A 19,220-nucleotide genomic window follows, 5' to 3' on the forward strand; every position below is an offset into this window, starting at 1 on the left:
CAACAGGCCCCGCCCGCACGCCCAAAACCGCAGAATCAGCCGGAACGGGAATTAGCCCCTGACCCGACCGCCAACCCGGCCATCATGAAAAATCCGGGCTAGCGTCCGCTTCTCCCCTCCCATCGGCTGCTCCGTAACTGCCCTTTTGAACCCTCAGAACGGCAGTTACGGAGCAGTCGCTTTGGGTCACCGGCCCGGACGCCAGCCCGCCTGGACCAGCGCGGCGCGCACCTTGGCCACGGCGGCCTTGGCGTCGTTGGGCATGTGCCGCTTCGAGATCCGGATCTCTGTCCAGCCGAGGGCCGCGTAGCGCTCGGAACGGGCGATGTCCCGGATAATCTGGCCCTCATCGCCGTGGAGTTCCCCCTCGTACTCGATGCCAATCCGGTATTTCCGATAGGACAGGTCTGGCTGGTGGTGCCGCGTTCCGTTGTCATCGATAATCGGCACGTTCAGCTCCGGTTCCGGCAGGCCGGCCCGAACCATGGCCAGCCTCAGCAGCGATTCCTGCGGCGAATCTGAACCCACTCGAATGAGTTTGAGTGCCTCCCGTGCCCGACGGATTCCCCGCTTTCCCTTATGGCGGTCGATCATCCGCTGCAGATCACCGAGGCTGCAGAGCGGCAGCTCCCTGCCCTCCAGCTCGCGCCGGGGTACCCGGACGCAGCTGTCGCCGGCCACGACGAGTTCATCCACGGTCAGCATTTCGGCAAGATCCAGCCAGGTTCGCTCCGGGGTGGTGACCGGAACCCCCTCATGGATCGTGATTTCGTCGTCGTAGAGCTTCATCCGATGAACGATCACATGCGGCCGGTTAAGATGGGCTGCACCCTCGGGCCTGATCAGGTGGTACATCTGCGGTCCCTCCTTCGCTAGCCGCGCCGGTAGCGAACCAAGCTCCGCCGCGGTGAGGTGCGACGCGGCGCATCGCTCATTGACCTCGATGAATGGCCGCACTCTCACGCTCAAGGGAAGCCCCGGCGTCGGAGGCAGGGATCGGATCCCTCTGCCCAGCACTGCGAGGGACGGGTGGCGGAGCCGCTTGGACGACACTCCCGCCCTCGCCGCTTCGGCAACGGTGAAGGGGCGTCCCGTGAGATTTTCCGGCAGCGGGCGTGCGGTTTTCATGGCTTTATCAGAGCAGAACCACGTGATCGCCGCAGAAGTTATCCACACCGCCCAACCGCTGCTCCACAAGTGCCGTTATGAGGCCTCATAAGGGCGTCAGCGGAGCAGTCGATGGGGTTCAGTCGTCGCTGCGGAGTTCACGCTGGCGGGCGCTGAGCAGCTCCAGTTCCGGGCGCGCCGCTACGAAGCGTTCGACGGCGGCCAGCACCTCGACCAGGTGCGCACGGTCCGCCGCGACCAGTCCGACGCCGATGACGGTCCGCCGGTACTGGTCATGGAGTCCGGCTTCGGCGACGGATACCTCGAAGCGGCGCTTAAGCTCTGCGAGCACCGGGCGAACCACCGAGCGCTTCTCCTTCAGGCTGTGGACATCGCCGAGGAGGACATCGAATTCAATCCAGCCGATCCACATGCCCCAAGCGTATCGGTTGCTCCGTAACGGCCCTTCTGGGGCCTCAAAAGGGCAGCTACGGAGCAACCGACGGGGTTAGACGGTGAGTTCGCCCATCCGGTCCCAGCTCTCGCCGTCGAGCTGGCGGCTGATGATCCGCGGCGTCTCGAGCAGCGCCTGCGGCATGTCCGCCATGGCCTGCTTGAAATGCGCGCTGTTGACATGGTCCCCGGCCGCGTTGTCCTTGAACGCCTCGACCAGGACGAATTCGTTGGGATCGTCCAGGCTGCGGGACCAGTCGAACCAGAGGTTTCCCGGCTCCTGGCGGGTGGCCTGGGTGAAGTCCTTCACCAGACCGGGCCACCGTTCGGACCAGTCGGGCTTGACCTTGAATTTGACGACTATGAAGATCACGGGAGTGTGCCTTTCGGTCCGGGGGTGTGCGGGTGCAGCGGCTTGGGCGGGAGTAGCGGGTTGGGATGGTTCGCCTACCATTCTCGCAACTGGCCAACGCGGGGTCACACCGCGCCCCATGGCGGGCCTTTTATGGGCCGCAAGTGACCCCGCGTTGGAGTTGGGAGGGCGGGGTCAGCAGCCCCGGATCGCCTGCCTTGCCTGCTCCTGCTGCTGCGGGGTGCCGACGCGTTCGGCCCACTGCTCGGCGAGCTGGAACTCCACCATCGCCTCGGCGCAGCGGCCGGCGCCGTGCAGCGTCCGGCCCAGGTTGTTGTGCAGTGCCACCAGCCAGCGTTTGGTACGTTGGTCATGCACCGTGGAGGCGTACTCCAGGGCGCTCCGGGTCCAGGTTTCGGCGTGGGCAGGGTCGGCGATGGCGAGCATGTGCAGGGCATCCACGGCCAGGAATTCCTCGCCGAGGTGGTCCGCGAGTTCCGCGGCCTGTTCGAACAGCGGCACAGCCATTTCCGCGTGGCCGCCGGAGTTCAGCACCCGCCCGCGCTCCAGCAGCACCCGGACAGCCACGGTGGGCTCGTCGCCGTCGACCTCGTCCAGTAGCGCGTCGGCTTCCTCGTACCGGCCCTGCAGGCCGATGGCCCGGCCCAGCTGGGTGGTGAGCTCCGCACGCTCGTCGGCGTCGTAGGACGGATCCCGGGACGCTGCCCGGAAGCGCGCTTCAGACAGCGCGGGGTCATCGAAGTTCCATAGTTGGTCTAGGGTCTGTTGATCCAGCATTGCTGCCTGCTCTCAGTTCACACCTGCGGCCAGTTCCTGGGCACTCCTAATGTAGCGGGAAGTCAGGTGGGCACGCGCCCGTTTCGTTACTGGGCCGCCCGCCCTGTAGAACCAGTTGGACGGCGCCCCGAAGGCGGTGATCCGGATATGGACCTGGCCCCGGGCGTCGATGGAAACCTCGAAGGCCTCCTCGCCGCGGACCGGATGCCCCGGGAGGGTCCCGTAGCCGAAACCGGCGGACTGCGCAGCGTCGCCCGGAACCGGACGGCGGACCCAGATGACTTCGCAGGGCGCGTTGATCCGGAACGGCCCGACGCCGAACCCGCTCACCACGCGCACGCCGGAGGCCACGACGCCGGATTCCGCGCGGACCCTCAGGCCGGCCCGTTTCTGCAGCTGCCAGGTCAGCATTCCCTGCGCCACACGCCGGTAGGTGGCCACGCCCTCGCCCAGATAGGCGTGTGTGACCAGGCATTCGGCGTCCGCGGGCGGCGGGCCATACTCCGTGGACCCGACCCCGTCATAGTTGAGCTCACCGGCAGCGATCCGCGGATTCATGAGCGCCGGCCGCCGGCAAGCCGCGCCCAGCCCAGTTGCTCCTGCTGCCGCCGGCTGAGCGAAGCGACCACGAGGTCGTAAGAATCCTCCACCATGTCGCGCACCATCGAATCGGGCAGCAAGCCATCGAGGCGCACGCCGTTCCAGTGCTTTTTGTTCATGTGCCACGCTCCGGTGATCTCCGGGTGGGCGGCGCGCAGGTGCTCAGCCAGGGCAGGTTCGCACTTGAGGCTGACGGAGAGGTCGGCCCCGTCCAGGGCGGAGAGGGCGAACATCTTGGCTCCGTGGCGGGGCCTGCCGGACACGGCAGCCCGCACCTTGAAGACAGACGTCTCCGGCCCGAACGGGAAGTCTTCGAAGGTACCGGGAAAGTCGAGGCAGATTTTGCGGAGTGCGGCTGCATCCATGATCCGAGCCTACTGGCCGGCACGGACATTTTGCAGTCGGTCAGAGGCCGAAGCGCCTGGCGTCCTGTGCCGGGCAGGCGTTCATGATGACGTCGAGACCGGCGGCTTTCGCCCGGGCCGCCGCGGCCTCATCGATGACGCCCAACTGCATCCAGACAGCCTTCGCCCCCACGGCGATTGCCTGGTCCACCACGGCCCCGACCTTCTGGGAATTCACGAAGCAATCCACGACGTCGATCGGCTGCTGCCCGGTGGGAATGTCCGCCAGGGTGGCGTAGCCGGTTTCCCCGTGCACGGGATCGCCGGGCAGGTTCACCGGGATGATCTCCATCCCGAGCCGGTCGCGGATAAACAGGGACGTGTCATAGGCGGCACGCCATTGGTTCCTGGTCAGGCCGACAATGGCCCACCGGCCCTTGGTGCGCATGAGCTTCTCGAGGACTGCCGGATCGTTAACGTGGGCCATGAGCACAGCCTAACCGCCCCGGCGCCGGCGCCGAACAATTGACCGGCCCTCGGCACGCCAGCACGGAAAGGCCGAATATTACGTCGCAAAACACCCCCATTTGGGAAAAAGCTCCGATTCCGTTTTAGTTAGAAGCGACCATCCCGAGCGGCCGAGAGACCTGGATCGATGAAGCCGCAGCAACCCTGGTCGCCGTCGTCCGCCCCTGGATGCCTGCGATAGCTAGGTATGGAGCCAAGGGACAACCGGACTGACCACCCGGTTCAAAGGCTCATTCCGTAGGGTGCTACTGCCAGGACCGATGGAGTAACTTATGACTGCTGTCCTGTCCTCCTCCGCGCCGGAGTCCTTTTTGGACGCCCCCGCCGGAGCCGCCACCCGCACCCCGGCCCTGCCGGTTGCCTTCCGCTCCCTGCGCCGCACCTTCGGCACCGGCGCAGAGGCCCACACCGTCCTGCGCGACGTCGACTTCGAGATCCGCGCCGGGGAAGTCCTGGCGATCCTCGGCACCTCCGGCTGCGGCAAGTCCACGTTGCTCCGTGCCACTGCCGGACTCGACTCCCCCACCTCAGGCAGCGTCGACATCGACGGCACTCCGGTGCAGGGCATTGATTCCCGCTGCGCCTTCGCCTTTCAGGAACCGCGCCTCCTGCCGTGGCACACCCTGCAGGCCAACATCGCGATCGGCCTGCCCGCCGGCATCAGCGCCCGGGACGGCAAAGCGAAGGTGGCCCGGCTGCTCGAACTCGTGGGCCTCACGAACTTCGCCAAGCACCGCCCGCGCGAGATCTCCGGCGGCATGGCCCAGCGCGCCTCACTGGCCCGGGCGCTCGCCCGCAATCCCGCCGTCCTGCTCCTCGATGAGCCGTTCGGCGCGCTCGACGCGCTGACCCGCATCAAGATGCAGGACCTGCTGCTGGACATCCACCAGGCCGAACCCACCACTGTGCTCCTGGTGACGCACGACGTCGACGAGGCCCTCCAGCTTGCCGACCGCATCATCGTCCTGGGCAAGGAACCCGGCGCACGGGAAGCATCCGCGGCGCCCGGCGCGACAATCGTGCGCACCGTAGCTGTGCCTGGCAACCGCCCCCGGGACCGCGGTTCCGTGGAACTCGCCCGAATGCGGGCCTCACTCCTGGCGACCCTCGGCGTCGACGGCCACTGACCGCAACTCCCGGGTTCCCCACCTCGTTCCCAGCCGGAAGCGCCGCAGCCACTGCTGCGCCGCCTGCTCCACCGTTTTCACGCCCATTCGCCTTTCGCTTCACTCGCTTCATACCTCAGAGGATTGCCATGTCATTCGCCCGCAAAGTCACCCGCCGCTCTGTAATCGGCGCCGCCGCCGTCTCCGCCGCCCTCGTCCTCACGGGCTGCGTCGCAGGAGAGGGCTCCGGCGGGTCCCCCGCCTCGAACGCCGCCGTCGAAACCGGCACGCTCAACATCGACTTCGCCACCTACAACCCGCTCAGCCTGGTCATCAAGAACAACGGCTGGCTGGAGGCCTCCCTTAAGGACCAGGGCGTCACCGTCAACTGGGTCCAGTCGGCCGGCTCCAACAAGGCCAACGAGGCGCTGCGCTCCGGCGCGATCGACGTCGGCTCCACCGCCGGATCCGCTGCCCTGCTGGCCCGCGCCAACGGGTCCCCGATCAAAACGATCGACATCTACTCCCAGCCCGAATGGGCAGCCCTCGTGGCGAAGGAGTCCTCCGGCATCACCAGTGTCGCCGACCTCAAGGGCAAGTCCGTGGCCGCGACCAAGGGCACCGACCCCTACTTCTTCCTGCTGCAGTCCCTCTCCGAAGCCGGGATCTCCGCCAAGGACGTCACGGTGCAGAACCTGCAGCACGCGGACGGCCGTGCCGCCCTGGAAAACGGCTCGGTGGATGCCTGGTCGGGGCTGGACCCGATCATGGCTGGCGCGGAGCAGAAGGGCGCCAAGCTCTTCTACCGGAACCTTTCCTTCAACACCTACGGCTTCCTGAACGCCACGGAATCCTTCCTGAAGAACAAGCCGAAGCAGGCGCAGGCCGTCGTCAACGCCTACGAGAAGGCACGCGCCTGGGCCGCTGCGAACCCGGACGAGACGGCACAGATCCTCGCCGACGTCGCCGGCCTGGACCTCGCCGTCGCGAAGACCGTGGTGCTGGAGCGCAGCAACCTGGACGTGGATCCGGCACCCGGCGAGGCGCAGCGCAAGGTCCTGGCGAAGATCGGCCCCACGTTCGTGGAAACCGGCGACGTCGCCAGCCAGAAGCAGATCGACGACGCCGTCGCCACCATTCTTGATGACTCGCTGGTGAAGAAGGCGGATGCGTCCGCCATTAAGGACTCCTGATGCCTCAGCTCAGGAATCCCGCCGTCACCGGCACTAATGTTGCGGACGGGCGCGCTGCAGCCGTCCCCGCAACTCCGGCAGACGCCGCCCAGCCGAACCCGCCCCTCAAGGGGGCGGGTGGCTCCCCGGCGAACGGATGGTCCCCCGCCGGGATCCTGGCCAACGGCTGGGCGCGTCTGCTCCTTGGATTGATCATTCCCGCGGCGGTGCTTGCCGCCTGGCACCTCTCCACGGCTGCCGGAGTGTTCAGCGTCGTCCAGCTCCCGCCGCCTTCGATGGTGCTGGAAGCGGGCAGCGACCTGCTCCAGCGCGGTCAGCTCGGACAGCACATTGCGATCTCCACCCAGCGGGTGCTGATCGGCTTCGCCGCCGGTGCGGCGCTGGGCCTGGTTTTCGGGTCCCTGGTGGGCCTGTCCCGGTTCGCCGATGCCCTGCTCGCACCGACCATTGGCGCCCTCCGCGCCGTCCCGTCGCTGGCGTGGGTGCCGCTGCTCATTCTCTGGATGAAGATCGGCGAGGATTCCAAGATCACCCTGATCCTGATCGGCGCGTTCTTCCCGGTCTTCACCACCGTCTCCCTGGCGCTGCGCCATGTGGACCGGAACCTGGTGGAAGCCGCGCGCGCCTTTGGGCTTAGGGGCGTGAAGCTGCTGACCACGGTGCAGCTCCCGGCGGTGGTTCCTGCGGTCTTCTCCGGGCTCCGGCTGGCGCTGGCCCAGGCCTGGCTGTTCCTGGTGGCCGCCGAACTCATCGCCTCCTCGATGGGGCTTGGCTTCCTCCTCACCGACTCGCAGAACAACGGCCGCACGGACCGGCTCCTGCTGGCGATCGTGCTGCTTGCCGTGATCGGAAAAATTACCGACGCCCTGTTGGGCCTGGCAGAGAAATGGGCAGTGAAACGATGGGCGTAAATACCGAGACCGCCCCGGTCAGTCTTCCGGCCACCGAAGCGGAGCGCCTCTCCTTCTGGGAGGCAGCTGCCCTCCGGCTCGACTGGGAGGACGTGCCCGGGCAGGACAGGCCATGGCACACCACGCACCGCCGCGTCCCGGCCGACGTCGACGCCGGCATCGGCCCGGACATCACCTGGTTCGAAGGCGGCCGGCTCAACGTCGCCTACAACTGCGTCGACCGCCATGTGGCGGCGGGGCGCGGGGACAAGGTGGCCCTGCACTTCGAGGGCGAGCCGGGCGACCGCCGCACCATCAGCTACGCCGAACTGCAGCGCGAGGTCTCCCGGGCCGCCAACGCCCTGCTGGACCTCGGCATCACCAAGGGCGACCGGGTGGTCATCTACCTCCCGGTCATCCCCGAAACGGTGATCATCACCCTGGCCGTGGCCCGCATCGGCGCGATCCACTCGCTGGTCTTCGGCGGCTTCTCCGCCGAGGCGCTCAAGTTCCGGGTGGAGGACACCGGCGCCAAACTGCTCGTCACCACCGACGGCCAGTTCCGCCGCGGCGTCGCCGTGCCGGTCAAGGACAACGCGGACACGGCCGTCGCCGGCGACAACGCGATCGAGCACGTCCTGGTGGTCAACCGCACCACCGCACCGGACCTCCTGGACACCGTCCCGATGACCGCCGGCCGCGACGTCTGGTGGCATGACGCCGTCGGGCAGGCGTCACCGCAGCACACGCCGGAAGCCTTCGACGCCGAGACGCCGCTCTTCATCATGTACACCTCCGGCACCACCGGGAAGCCCAAGGGCCTGGTCCACACCTCCGGCGGGTACCTCACGCAGGCGTCCTGGAGCTTTGAGCACCTCTTCAGCAACCCGGACCCGGCCCTCCGGGACCTGGACGTCCACTGGTGCACGGCAGACCTCGCCTGGGTCACGGCCCACACCTACGAGCTGTACGGCCCGCTCTCCAACGGAGCCACCCAGGTGATCTTCGAGGGCACGCCCAACACCCCGCATCCCGGCCGGCACTTCGAAATCATCGAACGCTACGGTGTCACGCAGTACTACACTGCACCCACCCTGGTCCGGTCCCTGATGGGCTGGTTCCCGGACGGCGTACCGGCCAGCTACGACCTCTCCTCCATCCGCCTGCTCGGCACCGTGGGCGAGGCCGTCAACCCGGAGGCCTGGCGCTGGTTTCGGGCCAACATTGGAGCGGGTACCGCCCCCGTGGTGGACACCTGGTGGCAGTCCGAAACCGGCGCCACCATCCTCTCCCCCGCCCCCACCGACACGGAGTTCAAGCCCGGCTGCGCGGCCCGGCCGCTGCCCGGCGTCGGCACCCGGATCGTGGACGACGCCGGCGACACTGTACCCCCGGGGGTCCAGGGCTTCATCGTGGTCGATGCCCCCGGTCCCGCCATCGCCCGGACCGTGTGGGGGAACCCGCAGCGCTATTTCGATTCGTACTGGCGCAAGTACGCCGAACAGGGCTGGTTCCTCGCCGGCGACGGCGCCAAGTACGACGACGACGGCGACATCTGGATCCTCGGGCGCGTGGACGACACGCTCAACGTCTCCGGCCACCTGCTCTCCACGATCGAGATCGAATCGGCGCTCGTCTCCCACCCGGACGTCGTGGAGGCCGGCGTCTGCCCCGTCGCGGACCCGAAGACCGGCCACGCCATCGTCGCGTTCGTGGTGCTGAAGGGTTCGGACGCGACGTCCTCGCGCCGCTTAGACACACTCGCTCGTTCCTCGCTCGCGCGATGCGCGGCTACCGAGGACATCGCGTCCGAATTGAAGGCCCACGTCGCGAAGGAGATCGGGCCGATCGCTAAGCCGCGCGACGTCGTCGTCGTTCCTGATGTGCCGAAGACGCGCAGCGGCAAGATCATGCGCCGGCTGCTGACCCAGCTGTTCGAAGGAACCACGCTCGGCGACACGACCTCGCTCCAGAACGAGCCGTCGATCGCCGGCATCCAATCCGTCCTGCGTGAACGCAATGACACCCCCAGAAATACCCAGAAGTAAGGACCCCTCATGACTGACATCAGCACCGTCGCCCGTCTTTCCGAACCGCTCAAGTTCGCCTACTGGGTTCCCAACGTCTCCGGCGGCCTCGTAGTCTCCACCATCGAACAGCGCACCGGCTGGGACTTCGACTACAACAAGAAGCTCGCCCGGATCGCGGAGGACTCGGGCTTCGAATACGCCCTGACCCAAACCCGCTACGCAGCCTCCTACGGCGCGGACAAGCAGCACGAGGCCACCTCGTTCAGCCTCGCGCTGCTGGCCGCCACCGAGCGGCTCAAGGTCATCTCCGCCGTCCACCCGGGCATGTGGCACCCCGGTGTGCTGGCGAAGTTCATCATCACGGCCGACCACATCTCCAACGGCCGCGCCGCCGTGAACATCGTCTCCGGCTGGCTCAAGGACGAGTTCACCAACTTCGGCCTCGAATGGCTTGAGCACGACGAGCGCTACGTCCGGACCGAGGAGTTCATCAAGGTCCTCCGCGGGCTGTGGACCGAGCAGGAGTACAGCCAGTCCGGCAAGTACTACAACATCAACAACTTCACCCTGCAGCCGGCCCCGGTGGACGTGCCGGGCCGCGCGCACCCGGAGATCTTCTTCGGCGGAAACTCCACGGCGGCGCAGGCCACGGCCGGCCGGGTGGCGGACTGGTACTTCTCCAACGGCAAGGACCTGGAGGGCTTCAAGGAGAACATCGCCGGCGTCGTCGCCTCCGCAGGAGAAAGCGGGCGAGTGACCCGCCGCGGCTCCGAGGGCGCCCTCCCCGGGCTCCCCTCCCCGCGCTTCGGCCTGAACGGCTTCGTGATCGCCCGCGATTCCGAGAAGGAAGCCCGCGACACCCTTCGCGAGATCGTCGAGAAGGCGCACAAGCCCGCCGTCGAGGGTTTCCGCGACGCCGTCCAGGAGGCCGGCGCGTCCACCAGGGACGGCAAGGGCATGTGGGCCGATTCAAGCTTCGAGGACCTGGTCCAGTACAACGACGGCTTCAAGACCCAGCTGATCGGCACCCCCGAGCAGATCGCGGAACGGATCGTGGAATACAAGAAGATAGGCGTGAACCTGTTCCTCACCGGCTACCTGCACTTCCAGGAGGAAGTCGCCGCGTTCGGCCAGGACATCCTGCCGATTGTCCGCGAACTGGAAGCGGACCTCGCCCGCAAGAACGGCACGGAACTGGACCTGTCCGGCACTCCGGTGGCTTCAACCGCCGCAACCAGCGGGCTGGTGAACGCGTAATGGCTGACCGCAAGTTTGGTTTCCGCACCCGCGCCCTGCACGCCGGCGGCACGCCCGACGCCGAGCACGGCGCCCGCGCCGTCCCGATCTACCAGACCACGTCCTTCGTGTTCAAGGACACCCAGGACGCCGCCAACCTCTTCGCGCTGCAGAAGTACGGCAACATCTACTCCCGGATCGGCAACCCCACGGTCGCCGCGTTCGAGGAACGCATCGCGTCCCTCGAGGGCGGCATCGGCGCGGTCGCCACATCCTCGGGCATGGCCGCGGAGTTCATCACCTTCGCCGCACTCACCCAGTCCGGTGACCACATCGTGGCCGCCTCCCAGCTCTACGGCGGCACTGTCACGCAGCTGGACGTCACGCTGCGCCGCTTCGGCGTGGACACCACTTTCGTTCCCGGCACCGACCCGGCGGACTACGCCGCCGCAGTCCGGGAGAACACCAAGGCGATCTTCGTCGAGGTGGTGGCCAACCCGTCGTCGGAGGTCCAGGACCTGGAGGGGCTGGCCAAGGTAGCGCACGACGCCGGCATCCCCCTCGTCGTCGACGCCACCCTGAGCACGCCGTACCTCGTGCGGCCGATCGAGCACGGGGCCGACATCGTGATCCACTCGGCCACGAAGTTCCTCGGCGGGCACGGCACCACCCTCGGCGGCGTCATCGTCGAGAGCGGACGCTTCAACTGGGGCAACGGCAAGTTCCCCACCATGACCGAACCGGTGGCCTCCTACGGGAACGTCTCCTGGTGGGGGAACTTCGGCGAGTACGGTTTCCTGACCAAGCTGCGCTGCGAGCAGCTGCGCGACATCGGACCCGCCCTGTCGCCGATGTCCGCGTTCCAGCTGCTGCAGGGCGTGGAGACCCTGCCGCAGCGCCTGGACGAGCACCTCAAGAACGCCCAGGCCGTGGCGGAATGGCTTGAAGCGGATGAGCGCGTGGCCTATGTGAACTTCTCCGGCCTGCCTTCGCACCCGCACTTCGAGCGGGCCAAAAAGTACCTGCCGCTCGGACCCGGCTCGGTGTTCTCCTTCGGTGTGAAGGGAGGCCGCGCCGCAGGGCAGAAGTTCATCGAGTCCCTGCAGCTGGCCTCGCATCTGGCCAACGTCGGCGACTCACGGACCCTCGTGATCCACCCGGGTTCCACGACCCACCAGCAGCTCAGCCCCGAACAGCTCGAGTCCGCCGGAATCCCTGAGGACCTGGTCCGGATCTCGATCGGGCTGGAAGACATCGAGGACATCCTCTGGGACCTGGACCAGGCCCTGGCTGTGGCAACAAACGCGGCGGCCGGGTCGGTGTCCGTCCCGGACGCCCTTGCGGCCGACGCCTGCACGATTGGAGCACTGTCATGAGCAGCGAAGAAACCCGTACCTGGACCGGCCCGTCCGCCCCGGAGCGGCTGAACCTGCTGCGGCAGGCGAAATCGATCGCGATCGTGGGCGCTTCGGACAAGCCGTCCCGGGCGAGCTACTTCGTGGCGACCTACCTGCAGTCGTCCACGCGCTACAAGGTGTATTTCGTGAACCCGGTGGTGAAGGAAATCCTGGGCGAACCGACGTACGCCTCACTGGCGGACCTGCCGGAGAGCCCGGACATCGTGGACGTTTTCCGCAAGCACGATGACCTGCCGGGTGTCCTGGAAGAGGCCATCGCGGCCGGCGCCAAGACGCTGTGGCTTCAGCTGGGCTCGTGGCACGAGGATGTGGCGAAGGAAGCCGAGACTGCCGGGCTCGACGTCGTGATGGACCGCTGCGTGAAGATTGAGCATGCCCGGTTCCACGGCGGCCTACACCTGGCCGGCTTCGACACCGGCGTCATTTCCTCCAAGCGGCAGGTCCTCGCCTAACCCGTCCCGCGCGTTCGGCTGCCGAACTCGCGGGAAACGTGCCGGGTCGCTGTAACAGCGAACCGGCACGTTACCGGCGACTGGGGCGACCGCCGCCGGGCCAGGGGCGGACCAGGGCTGGCCGCGACCGGGACCGCGACGCCCAACGCCGGGCTCGGGGCGGATTAGGGCTTGCCGGGGAGCTCCGGGAGCACGCCCGGAAGGGTCGGCACCGGCAGCGGAGCCTTGGGAAGACTGCGGTCCTCGCCCGGACCCTGGAGACCGGGGATCCCCGGTGTGACAGGGCGGTGTGGCGGCGTCGGAAGAACCCCGTCCCGTCCAATAGCGGACGGAGTGGCCGCCGCGCCGGGCGTAGCAGGAACCTCAGCAGCGGATCCGGGAGCCGCAGCCGCGCCATCGGCAGTCGGCGGGGTGGTGGCAGCCGGAATCGACGGCACGGGAGCTGCCGGGATATGCGCCGGTGAGGGTCCGACCGGTTGCGGAGCCGAATCCGGTGCACCGCCGGACGGCTGGAAGACGACGCCCACGGCGTGGCTGACACTGGCCCGGAAGTCCTCGCCGGAGGCTGCCACGGCGCCGGCCCCGAGGGTCATGGCACCTACGACAGCGCCGCCGACGATCGCCAGCCGGCGCTTCCGGCCGCGGCGCTCGGCCAGGCTCGAAACGCCTGCCGGCAGCGCCTCCTCGGCGGAACCCGGCGCCGACGCGAGGGTGGACTTCGCCGTCGTCGTGTCAGTGGAAGTACCGGCTGCGGTGGCGCCAGATCCCGCGGAAGAACCCACGGCCAGCAGCGCCGCGAGGTCGGCGCGGGGCGCAGGGGCCCGGTCGGGGACCATGGAGCGGAGCTCTTCGAGCGAACTGCGGAGCTCGGTGGCTGCTTCGAGGCCGGAATCACGGAGCATTGTCTGGATGCTGCCATCCTGCTGGGGTTCGTGGGATCCGGTCATGATGCTGCGTGGTCCTTTTCGGTGACGAGTTCGCGCAGGGCACTGAGCCCGCGTCGTTGAAGCTGCTTGATGGCACCCGGCGACTTGTCCATGATACGGGCGACCTGTTCGATCGAGAGGTCCGCGACGATCCGCAGGACCAGGACTTCCCGTTGCTCATCGTTGAGCCGGGAGAGAGAAGCTGTAATGCCGCCCAGCGAACCCAGGACCTCGTCCTCGGCGGAAGGGGCGTACCGGGTGTCATCCAGGGGGTCGTATTCGGCCAGGTACGGCGTGCGTTCGGCCCGCCGGTGGTGGTCCACCAGCCGGGCGTGGGCGACGGAGAAAATGAAGGTCCGCAGGCCGTTCCGGCCCCCGGTCACCTTGGCCAGTTTCGGCAGGACATCGACGAAGACATCCTGGGTCAGCGCCTCGGCGTCGTCCACCCCGCGGGCCCGGAAGTAACCGAACACCGCAGGTGAAATGCTCGCGTAGACAGCGCTGAATCCTGATGGCTCGCCCGCCAAGGCGGCTGACAATTCGTCATCGCTGAGCTGTCCTGCCAAGTGGCTGTCCTTCCGGTTGCTGCTGGGGTGCGGCCCTGCAAGTGTAGCGGCCGCACCCCCGGGCGCCTCCGTAGAGGCGCCCAGTCCCTGCTTTGTTGAGCTCAGTGCCTACTTGTTGAGCTCAGGCAGCTTGTCCGACGGCAGGGCCGGCACGGCCGGGGTGGCGGGAACAGCCGGCACACCTTCCGCACCGGGAACAGCCGGAACCGCGACGGTCACGCCGGCGTGGGCCTTGGCCTGGGCAGCACCCGTGGCGTTGGCCGCAGCTTCGGCGGAGACGCCGTCCTGGTCGGCGTCGACGGTACCCTCGACGGATCCTTCGGTGCCCTCGGCGCCAGCGTCGCCCTCGGCGGAACCATCAACGGACGGGGCGGCCGGAACGGCGGGGACGGCCGGAACCGCCGGCGCGGCGGGAAGCTCGGGAGTCGCCGGAACCGTCGGGGTTGCCGGGACGGCGGGCGTAGCGGGGGTCACTTCAGCCTGCTGGGTGCTCGAAACCTGGGCCGCGTTGGCCAGGCCGACGCCGGAAAAACCGCCGACGGCGATAATGGCGGCGCTGACAGCAATCTTGGTGGTCTTGCTAACACTCTGCATAAGAAACGTACATCCTTTGTTTTTTGTGTGTAGCCGGCTGAAGCCGTATAGGGGCAGTCAACAGCCCGCGCTATCTGTGGAGGGCCGGCCGGCGCCGCACGGGGGCGAGGCGCCGGCCTGCACTTACAGTGGAAGGCCGGCCGGATTCCTGGTGGGGGGTCCATCATCCGGCGACGCTTACAAAGGAGTAATCGCCGGCCGGCCCCGAAAGGTTACGCACCACCCGGAACTTTCTTCGGAGGCGCCTTCGCGGAGCGGGAACAGCGGCTTAACGGCGACGGCGGCGGGCCACCCTTTCAGGTGACCCGCCGCCGTCGCGCGCCGGAATGAGCATCCGCCCCGGGCAGTACTAGTCGTTGATCAGGTCGTTGATCACGATGGTCTGGTCGCGGTCCGGGCCAACGCCGATCGCGGAGAAGCGTGTGCCGGAAAGCTTCTCAAGCGCCAGCACGTAGTTCCGGGCGTTCTCCGGGAGGTCGTCCAGGGTGCGGGCCCCGGTGATGTCCTCGGCCCAGCCCTCGAAGTGCTCGAAGATCGGTTTGGCGTGGTGGAACTCGGTCTGCGTCATCGGCATTTCATCGTGCCGGACGCCGTCGACGTCGTAGGCCACGCAGACCGGGATCTGTTCGATGCCGGTGAGCACGTCGAGCTTGGTGACGAAGTAGTCCGTGAAGCCGTTGACCCGCGAGGCGTGCCGCGCCAGCACGGCGTCGTACCAGCCGCAGCGGCGCGGCCGGCCGGTGTTGACGCCGAACTCGCCGCCGGTCTTCTGCAGGTACATGCCCATCTCATCAAAGAGTTCCGTGGGGAACGGGCCGGCGCCGACACGGGTGGTGTACGCCTTGATGATGCCGATGGACCGCGAGATCCGGGTGGGGCCGATGCCGGAGCCCACGGAGGCGCCGCCGGCGGTCGGGTTCGAGGAGGTCACGAACGGGTAGGTGCCGTGGTCGACGTCCAGGAACGTGGCCTGGCCGCCCTCCATCAGGACCACCTTGCCCTCGTCCAGTGCCGTGTTCAGCACAAAGGTGCTGTCGATGACCAGCGGACGGAGACGCTCGGCGAAGGACAGGAAGTACTCCACGATCTCATCCACCTCGATGTCGCGGCGGTTGTAGACCTTGACCAGGAGTTCGTTCTTCTGCCGCAGCGACCCTTCAACCTTCTGGCGCAGGATGGAGGCGTCGAAGACGTCCTGGACGCGGATGCCGAGGCGGGCCACCTTGTCCATGTAGGCCGGGCCGATGCCGCGGCCGGTGGTGCCGATGGCGCGGCTGCCGAGGAACCGCTCGGTGACCTTGTCCAGGACCTGGTGGTAGGGCGCCACGAGGTGGGCGTTGGCGGAGATGCGCAGCCTGGAGGTGTCCGCGCCGCGGGCTTCCAGTCCGTCGATCTCCTGGAACAGCGCCTCGAGGTTCACCACGCAGCCGTTGCCGATGATCGGAATGGCGTTGGGGCTCAGGATGCCGGCCGGAAGGAGCTTGAGCTCATACTTCTCACCGCCTACGACGACGGTGTGCCCGGCATTGTTGCCACCGTTGGGCTTGACGACGTAGTCGACTCGGCCACCAAGCAGGTCAGTGGCTTTTCCTTTGCCTTCGTCGCCCCATTGGGCTCCGACGATCACGATTGCTGGCATGGGATCCTCCCCCATTCGTTCGGGCCGGGTTCCGGATTCACCTGAGTGATCCGGAGCCGGGCGCCGTTCATGAGAATGCCCCGAATCTACCGCTGTGCTCTTACCATCAACGCCAGAGTCCGGGGCTCTTACCACCCAAGTTTAGCCGATAGCCGTGGCGGCAACCCATTTGGCCATCCAATGGACTTTGCGGGCCGCTACGGTGATGACCCGGTGTCCAGCCAGCGAAACTTCGGCGCGCGGACTTGCGTGGGTCTCCGTGGTGGAATTTAGTAAGAGTTGACCATCCCGAGCGGCCGAGGGACCTGGACCATTGACGCCGCAGCAACCTGCCGGACACTCCCCCTGTGACGGCAACGGTGCTACCGCCAGGACCGATGGAAAGGAACCACCCCCATGCAGCAGAACACCGACCATATCCGCGCCACCCACGCCGGCTCTTTGCCCCGCACCCCTGAGCTGATCGCGGCGAACGAGGCCAAGGAAGTGGACGGCATCACCCCCGAATTCCTGGACCTGCTGGAAACCTCCGTGGTGGACATCGTGCAGCGCCAGAAAGACCTCGGCATCGAGATCGCCAACGACGGCGAATACGGGCACACAATGTCCAGCTCGGTGGACTACGGCGCGTGGTGGAACTACTCCTTCAGCCGGCTCGGCGGGCTTGAGCCCACGGAGGTGGACCGCTGGGCAGACGCCGCGGTGCACCGCTCCACCCCCGGCAACATCGTCCTGACCACTTTCCCGGACCGGCGGGACCGGCAGAAGTTCAACGACGCCTACACCGATCCGTCCTCCGGGATCCTGGCGCACCGCAAGAGCGTCACGCAGCCGAAGATCGCCGGACCGCTGACTTACACCGGCCAGGCCCTCGTAGGCTCGGACATCGCCAACCTCAAGACGGGTATGGCCGCGGCCGGGCTGTCCGAGGGCTTCGTCGCCTCCCTGTCCCCCGGCTCCTGCGCCCGCGTCGCCAACGAGTACTACAAGACGGATGAGGAGCTGCTCTACGCCTGCGCCGACGCCATGCGGGAGGAATACAAGGCGATCATCGACGCCGGGCTCACGGTCCAGCTCGACGATCCCTCGCTGGCCGAGAGCTGGGACCAGATCAACCCGGAACCAAGCCTGGCCGACTACCTCAACTTCATCCAGCTCCGGGTCGAGGCCACCAACTGGGCCCTGCGCGACCTCCCGCAAGACCAGATCCGGCTGCACGTCTGCTGGGGCTCCTGGCACGGCCCGCACACCACGGATATCCCCTTCGCCGACATCATCGACTCGGTGCTGCAGGTCGATGCGGGCGGCTACTCCTTCGAGGCCGCCAACGTCCGCCACGAGCATGAATGGCGCGTCTGGGAGGACACCAGGCTCCCGGACGGAAAAGTCATCATCCCCGGCGTGGTCTCCCACGCCACCAACGTCGTTGAACACCCGGACCTCGTCGCTGACCGGATCGTCCGCTTCGCCCAATTGGTGGGCCGGGAAAATGTGATTGCATCCACAGACTGCGGTCTCGGCGGCCGGGTGCACCCCCAAATTGCCTTTGCCAAGCTGGAATCTTTGGGGGAAGGCGCCCGCCGCGCCTCGGCGCGGCTCTGGTAGCAAGCCCTCGCGCGGGAACGGCATTTCGCAGGGCTTGATAGACTAGTAAGGATCGACCAGGAATCGGTCCACACCACATTTTCAAACCACACCGTACTTAAGTACCCGGTGCTTGGCGTGCCCACGTACGGTCTGGCAGCTTCACCAAACCCGCAGGAGACTCAGCAACATATGACAGCCTTGGCCACTGAAAATTCCCGCGAACAGCTTCTGAGCCGCCGCTATGAACCTAGCGTCGCAGCCGTCAACGAGCTGTGCGACACGCTGCAGGCAACCAAAGCTGGCATGAATGTCCCCTACGTGGATCCGATGCACGACATCGACGAGTGCCGCATCATCAGCCTCTTCTCCAACATCGGGACCGAGGATGAGTCAGGCTTCATCACCGCCGGGGACGACGAAGCCGCCACCCGCCTGCTCGGCGTCCACTGGAAGCTGGGCCTGCGCCCCGAGTACGTCATGCCGTGGAACGTCCACCCCTGGTACGTCCCGGGCGAGCCGAACGGCAAGTTCACGCCCGACCAGATTTCCGCGGGCCTGAAGCCGCTGCTGAAGTTCCTCGCCGTGGTGCCCCGCGCCTCTGTGATCGTGGCTCACGGCACCGAGGCCAACCGCCTCGCGAACCTGCTCCTCAAGACCGAGGTGCCGATGATCTGGCGCCGCGGCCTCAAGACCTACAAGGTCCGCTCGCTCAGCGGCCGCGCCTTCGCCGGCACCCCTGCCCGCCAGGAGCAGTACCTCGACGAAATGGGCACCGTCTACGCGGACGCGATGGCCCGCACCGGTCTGGCCAAGACCAGCTGACTTTTCCCGCACCGACGACGGCGGGCGCCCACCTTCTGGTGGACGCCCGCCGTCGAACTTAACCAACAACGCGGGGTCACTTCCGGCCCATCCCAGGGCGTGGAATGGGCCGGAAGTGACCCCGCGTTGGTTCCTGGTGCCGTGGCGGTTAGCGCTTTTCCGCTTCGATGGCGGCCTTGGCGGTGGGGTCGGAGTCCTTGAGGAACTTCTCGATCCGCTCCGGCTCCTCGGCCTCACCGATCGCCGCGGAGGCGCGTCCCAGCGAATACAGCGCGCGCAGGAAACCGCGGTTGGGCTCGTGCTCCCACGGGATGGGCCCGACGCCGCGCCAGCCGTTGCGGCGCAGCGAGTCCAGGCCGCGGTGGTAGCCGACGCGGGAGTAGGCGTACGAGTCGATGGTCCGGCCCTCTTTCCACGCTTCCTCGGCCAGGACGGCCCAGAGCAGCGAGGACGTCGGGTGCTTTTCCACCAGGTCCAGGGCTTCCTGGCCGGCCTCCAGCGCCGCGCAGACCTCGGTCTCGGCGGGCAGCAGCGTGGGCTCAGGGCCCATCAGGTTCTTGCGGAATTCGTCCGACATGC

At 67.3% G+C, this 19,220-nt stretch carries 21 protein-coding genes and 1 riboswitch; of the genes, 9 read left to right on the forward strand and 12 right to left on the reverse strand.

The window, feature by feature from the left end; translation table 11 throughout:
- Positions 1–186 precede the first annotated feature (186 nt).
- From AC50X9_RS05780 to AC50X9_RS05810, 7 genes are all read right to left on the reverse strand, one after another.
- Entirely contained in the window at positions 187–1,128 is a 942-nt protein-coding gene (locus AC50X9_RS05780) for a type IV toxin-antitoxin system AbiEi family antitoxin (RefSeq protein ID WP_494891244.1), read from the reverse strand.
- 118 nt (positions 1,129–1,246) lie between these two features.
- Positions 1,247–1,540 (reverse strand): DUF503 domain-containing protein, encoded by a 294-nt coding sequence (locus AC50X9_RS05785; RefSeq protein WP_494891246.1) that lies wholly within the window; start codon positions 1,538–1,540, stop codon positions 1,247–1,249.
- A 75-nt stretch (positions 1,541–1,615) separates the two neighbouring features.
- Positions 1,616–1,933, reverse strand: a complete 318-nt coding sequence (locus AC50X9_RS05790) for a putative quinol monooxygenase (RefSeq protein ID WP_494891248.1) — start codon at positions 1,931–1,933, stop codon at positions 1,616–1,618.
- Positions 1,934–2,107: 174 nt separating this feature from the next.
- Positions 2,108–2,710 (reverse strand): hypothetical protein, encoded by a 603-nt coding sequence (locus AC50X9_RS05795; RefSeq protein ID WP_494891249.1) that lies wholly within the window; start codon positions 2,708–2,710, stop codon positions 2,108–2,110.
- Positions 2,711–2,722: 12 nt separating this feature from the next.
- Entirely contained in the window at positions 2,723–3,268 is a 546-nt protein-coding gene (locus AC50X9_RS05800) for a DUF1990 domain-containing protein (protein ID WP_494891250.1), read from the reverse strand.
- Positions 3,265–3,675 (reverse strand): MmcQ/YjbR family DNA-binding protein, encoded by a 411-nt coding sequence (locus tag AC50X9_RS05805; protein ID WP_494891251.1) that lies wholly within the window; start codon positions 3,673–3,675, stop codon positions 3,265–3,267. The genes AC50X9_RS05800 and AC50X9_RS05805 overlap by 4 nt, the downstream gene beginning before the upstream one ends.
- 40 nt (positions 3,676–3,715) lie before the next feature.
- The gene (locus AC50X9_RS05810) at positions 3,716–4,141 is read right to left on the reverse strand and encodes a CoA-binding protein (RefSeq protein ID WP_494891252.1); all 426 of its coding nucleotides are present in this window, start codon (positions 4,139–4,141) and stop codon (positions 3,716–3,718) included.
- 313 nt (positions 4,142–4,454) lie between these two features.
- On the opposite strand from AC50X9_RS05810, the gene AC50X9_RS05815 reads away from it, so the two are divergent.
- The 7 genes from AC50X9_RS05815 (at position 4,455) to AC50X9_RS05845 (ending at position 12,507) form a co-directional block, all read left to right on the forward strand.
- Entirely contained in the window at positions 4,455–5,309 is an 855-nt protein-coding gene (locus AC50X9_RS05815) for an ABC transporter ATP-binding protein (RefSeq protein ID WP_494891254.1), read from the forward strand.
- A gap of 128 nt (positions 5,310–5,437) precedes the next feature.
- Positions 5,438–6,481 (forward strand): aliphatic sulfonate ABC transporter substrate-binding protein, encoded by a 1,044-nt coding sequence (locus AC50X9_RS05820; protein ID WP_494891256.1) that lies wholly within the window; start codon positions 5,438–5,440, stop codon positions 6,479–6,481.
- Entirely contained in the window at positions 6,481–7,392 is a 912-nt protein-coding gene (locus tag AC50X9_RS05825; protein ID WP_494891258.1) for an ABC transporter permease, read from the forward strand. The genes AC50X9_RS05820 and AC50X9_RS05825 overlap by 1 nt, the downstream gene beginning before the upstream one ends.
- Complete coding sequence (acs, locus tag AC50X9_RS05830; RefSeq protein ID WP_494891260.1) at positions 7,368–9,419, forward strand: acetate--CoA ligase; 2,052 nt, start codon at positions 7,368–7,370, stop codon at positions 9,417–9,419. The genes AC50X9_RS05825 and acs overlap by 25 nt, the downstream gene beginning before the upstream one ends.
- A gap of 9 nt (positions 9,420–9,428) precedes the next feature.
- Entirely contained in the window at positions 9,429–10,658 is a 1,230-nt protein-coding gene (gene sfnG / locus AC50X9_RS05835) for a dimethylsulfone monooxygenase SfnG (RefSeq protein ID WP_494891262.1), read from the forward strand.
- A complete protein-coding gene (locus AC50X9_RS05840) occupies positions 10,658–12,013 on the forward strand; it encodes an O-acetylhomoserine aminocarboxypropyltransferase/cysteine synthase family protein (RefSeq protein ID WP_494891264.1) in 1,356 nt (451 codons plus the stop codon). Before sfnG ends, AC50X9_RS05840 begins: the two co-directional genes overlap by 1 nt.
- Complete coding sequence (locus tag AC50X9_RS05845) at positions 12,010–12,507, forward strand: CoA-binding protein (RefSeq protein WP_494891266.1); 498 nt, start codon at positions 12,010–12,012, stop codon at positions 12,505–12,507. The genes AC50X9_RS05840 and AC50X9_RS05845 overlap by 4 nt, the downstream gene beginning before the upstream one ends.
- A 164-nt stretch (positions 12,508–12,671) precedes the next feature.
- On the opposite strand, the gene AC50X9_RS05850 is transcribed toward AC50X9_RS05845, so the two are convergent.
- From AC50X9_RS05850 to AC50X9_RS05865, 4 genes are all read right to left on the reverse strand, one after another.
- Entirely contained in the window at positions 12,672–13,454 is a 783-nt protein-coding gene (locus AC50X9_RS05850; protein WP_494891268.1) for a serine/threonine-protein kinase, read from the reverse strand.
- The gene (locus tag AC50X9_RS05855; RefSeq protein WP_494891270.1) at positions 13,451–13,999 is read right to left on the reverse strand and encodes an RNA polymerase sigma factor; all 549 of its coding nucleotides are present in this window, start codon (positions 13,997–13,999) and stop codon (positions 13,451–13,453) included. Before AC50X9_RS05855 ends, AC50X9_RS05850 begins: the two co-directional genes overlap by 4 nt.
- 108 nt (positions 14,000–14,107) lie before the next feature.
- Positions 14,108–14,593, reverse strand: a complete 486-nt coding sequence (locus AC50X9_RS05860) for a hypothetical protein (RefSeq protein WP_494891272.1) — start codon at positions 14,591–14,593, stop codon at positions 14,108–14,110.
- Between the two features lie 349 nt (positions 14,594–14,942).
- Complete coding sequence (locus tag AC50X9_RS05865) at positions 14,943–16,232, reverse strand: adenylosuccinate synthase (protein ID WP_494891274.1); 1,290 nt, start codon at positions 16,230–16,232, stop codon at positions 14,943–14,945.
- Between the two features lie 280 nt (positions 16,233–16,512).
- Positions 16,513–16,616, forward strand: a riboswitch (SAM riboswitch).
- A gap of 12 nt (positions 16,617–16,628) precedes the next feature.
- Between AC50X9_RS05865 and AC50X9_RS05870 the strand changes: the two genes are divergently transcribed.
- Complete coding sequence (locus AC50X9_RS05870; RefSeq protein ID WP_494891276.1) at positions 16,629–17,837, forward strand: cobalamin-independent methionine synthase II family protein; 1,209 nt, start codon at positions 16,629–16,631, stop codon at positions 17,835–17,837.
- A gap of 171 nt (positions 17,838–18,008) precedes the next feature.
- Positions 18,009–18,641 carry a uracil-DNA glycosylase family protein gene (locus AC50X9_RS05875; protein WP_494891281.1) on the forward strand — a complete coding sequence of 211 codons (633 nt, stop codon included), beginning with the start codon at positions 18,009–18,011 and terminating at the stop codon, positions 18,639–18,641.
- A gap of 148 nt (positions 18,642–18,789) precedes the next feature.
- Here the strand turns inward: AC50X9_RS05875 and AC50X9_RS05880 are convergent, their stop codons facing one another.
- Positions 18,790–19,218, reverse strand: coding sequence for a DUF3151 domain-containing protein (locus AC50X9_RS05880; RefSeq protein ID WP_494891285.1), 429 nt, complete (start codon positions 19,216–19,218; stop codon positions 18,790–18,792).
- Between the last annotated feature and the right edge of the window lie 2 nt (positions 19,219–19,220).

The sequence above is a fragment of the Pseudarthrobacter sp. HLT1-3 genome (genome assembly GCF_059383535.1).

Bases quoted from the DNA above. Each gene is read 5' to 3' on its own strand.
- AC50X9_RS05795 (WP_494891249.1), bottom strand. From the start codon at position 2,710: ATGCTGGATCAACAGACCCTAGACCAACTATGGAACTTCGATGACCCC.
- AC50X9_RS05785 (WP_494891246.1), bottom strand. From the start codon at position 1,540: ATGTGGATCGGCTGGATTGAATTCGATGTCCTCCTCGGCGATGTCCAC.
- sfnG (WP_494891262.1), top strand. From the start codon at position 9,429: ATGACTGACATCAGCACCGTCGCCCGTCTTTCCGAACCGCTCAAGTTC.
- AC50X9_RS05825 (WP_494891258.1), top strand. From the start codon at position 6,481: ATGCCTCAGCTCAGGAATCCCGCCGTCACCGGCACTAATGTTGCGGAC.
- AC50X9_RS05875 (WP_494891281.1), top strand. From the start codon at position 18,009: ATGACAGCCTTGGCCACTGAAAATTCCCGCGAACAGCTTCTGAGCCGC.
- AC50X9_RS05880 (WP_494891285.1), bottom strand. From the start codon at position 19,218: ATGTCGGACGAATTCCGCAAGAACCTGATGGGCCCTGAGCCCACGCTG.
- AC50X9_RS05820 (WP_494891256.1), top strand. From the start codon at position 5,438: ATGTCATTCGCCCGCAAAGTCACCCGCCGCTCTGTAATCGGCGCCGCC.
- AC50X9_RS05870 (WP_494891276.1), top strand. From the start codon at position 16,629: ATGCAGCAGAACACCGACCATATCCGCGCCACCCACGCCGGCTCTTTG.
- AC50X9_RS05805 (WP_494891251.1), bottom strand. From the start codon at position 3,675: ATGGATGCAGCCGCACTCCGCAAAATCTGCCTCGACTTTCCCGGTACC.
- AC50X9_RS05800 (WP_494891250.1), bottom strand. From the start codon at position 3,268: ATGAATCCGCGGATCGCTGCCGGTGAGCTCAACTATGACGGGGTCGGG.
- AC50X9_RS05840 (WP_494891264.1), top strand. From the start codon at position 10,658: ATGGCTGACCGCAAGTTTGGTTTCCGCACCCGCGCCCTGCACGCCGGC.
- AC50X9_RS05810 (WP_494891252.1), bottom strand. From the start codon at position 4,141: ATGGCCCACGTTAACGATCCGGCAGTCCTCGAGAAGCTCATGCGCACC.
- acs (WP_494891260.1), top strand. From the start codon at position 7,368: ATGGGCAGTGAAACGATGGGCGTAAATACCGAGACCGCCCCGGTCAGT.
- AC50X9_RS05865 (WP_494891274.1), bottom strand. From the start codon at position 16,232: ATGCCAGCAATCGTGATCGTCGGAGCCCAATGGGGCGACGAAGGCAAA.
- AC50X9_RS05860 (WP_494891272.1), bottom strand. From the start codon at position 14,593: ATGCAGAGTGTTAGCAAGACCACCAAGATTGCTGTCAGCGCCGCCATT.
- AC50X9_RS05815 (WP_494891254.1), top strand. From the start codon at position 4,455: ATGACTGCTGTCCTGTCCTCCTCCGCGCCGGAGTCCTTTTTGGACGCC.
- AC50X9_RS05845 (WP_494891266.1), top strand. From the start codon at position 12,010: ATGAGCAGCGAAGAAACCCGTACCTGGACCGGCCCGTCCGCCCCGGAG.
- AC50X9_RS05780 (WP_494891244.1), bottom strand. From the start codon at position 1,128: ATGAAAACCGCACGCCCGCTGCCGGAAAATCTCACGGGACGCCCCTTC.
- AC50X9_RS05850 (WP_494891268.1), bottom strand. From the start codon at position 13,454: ATGACCGGATCCCACGAACCCCAGCAGGATGGCAGCATCCAGACAATG.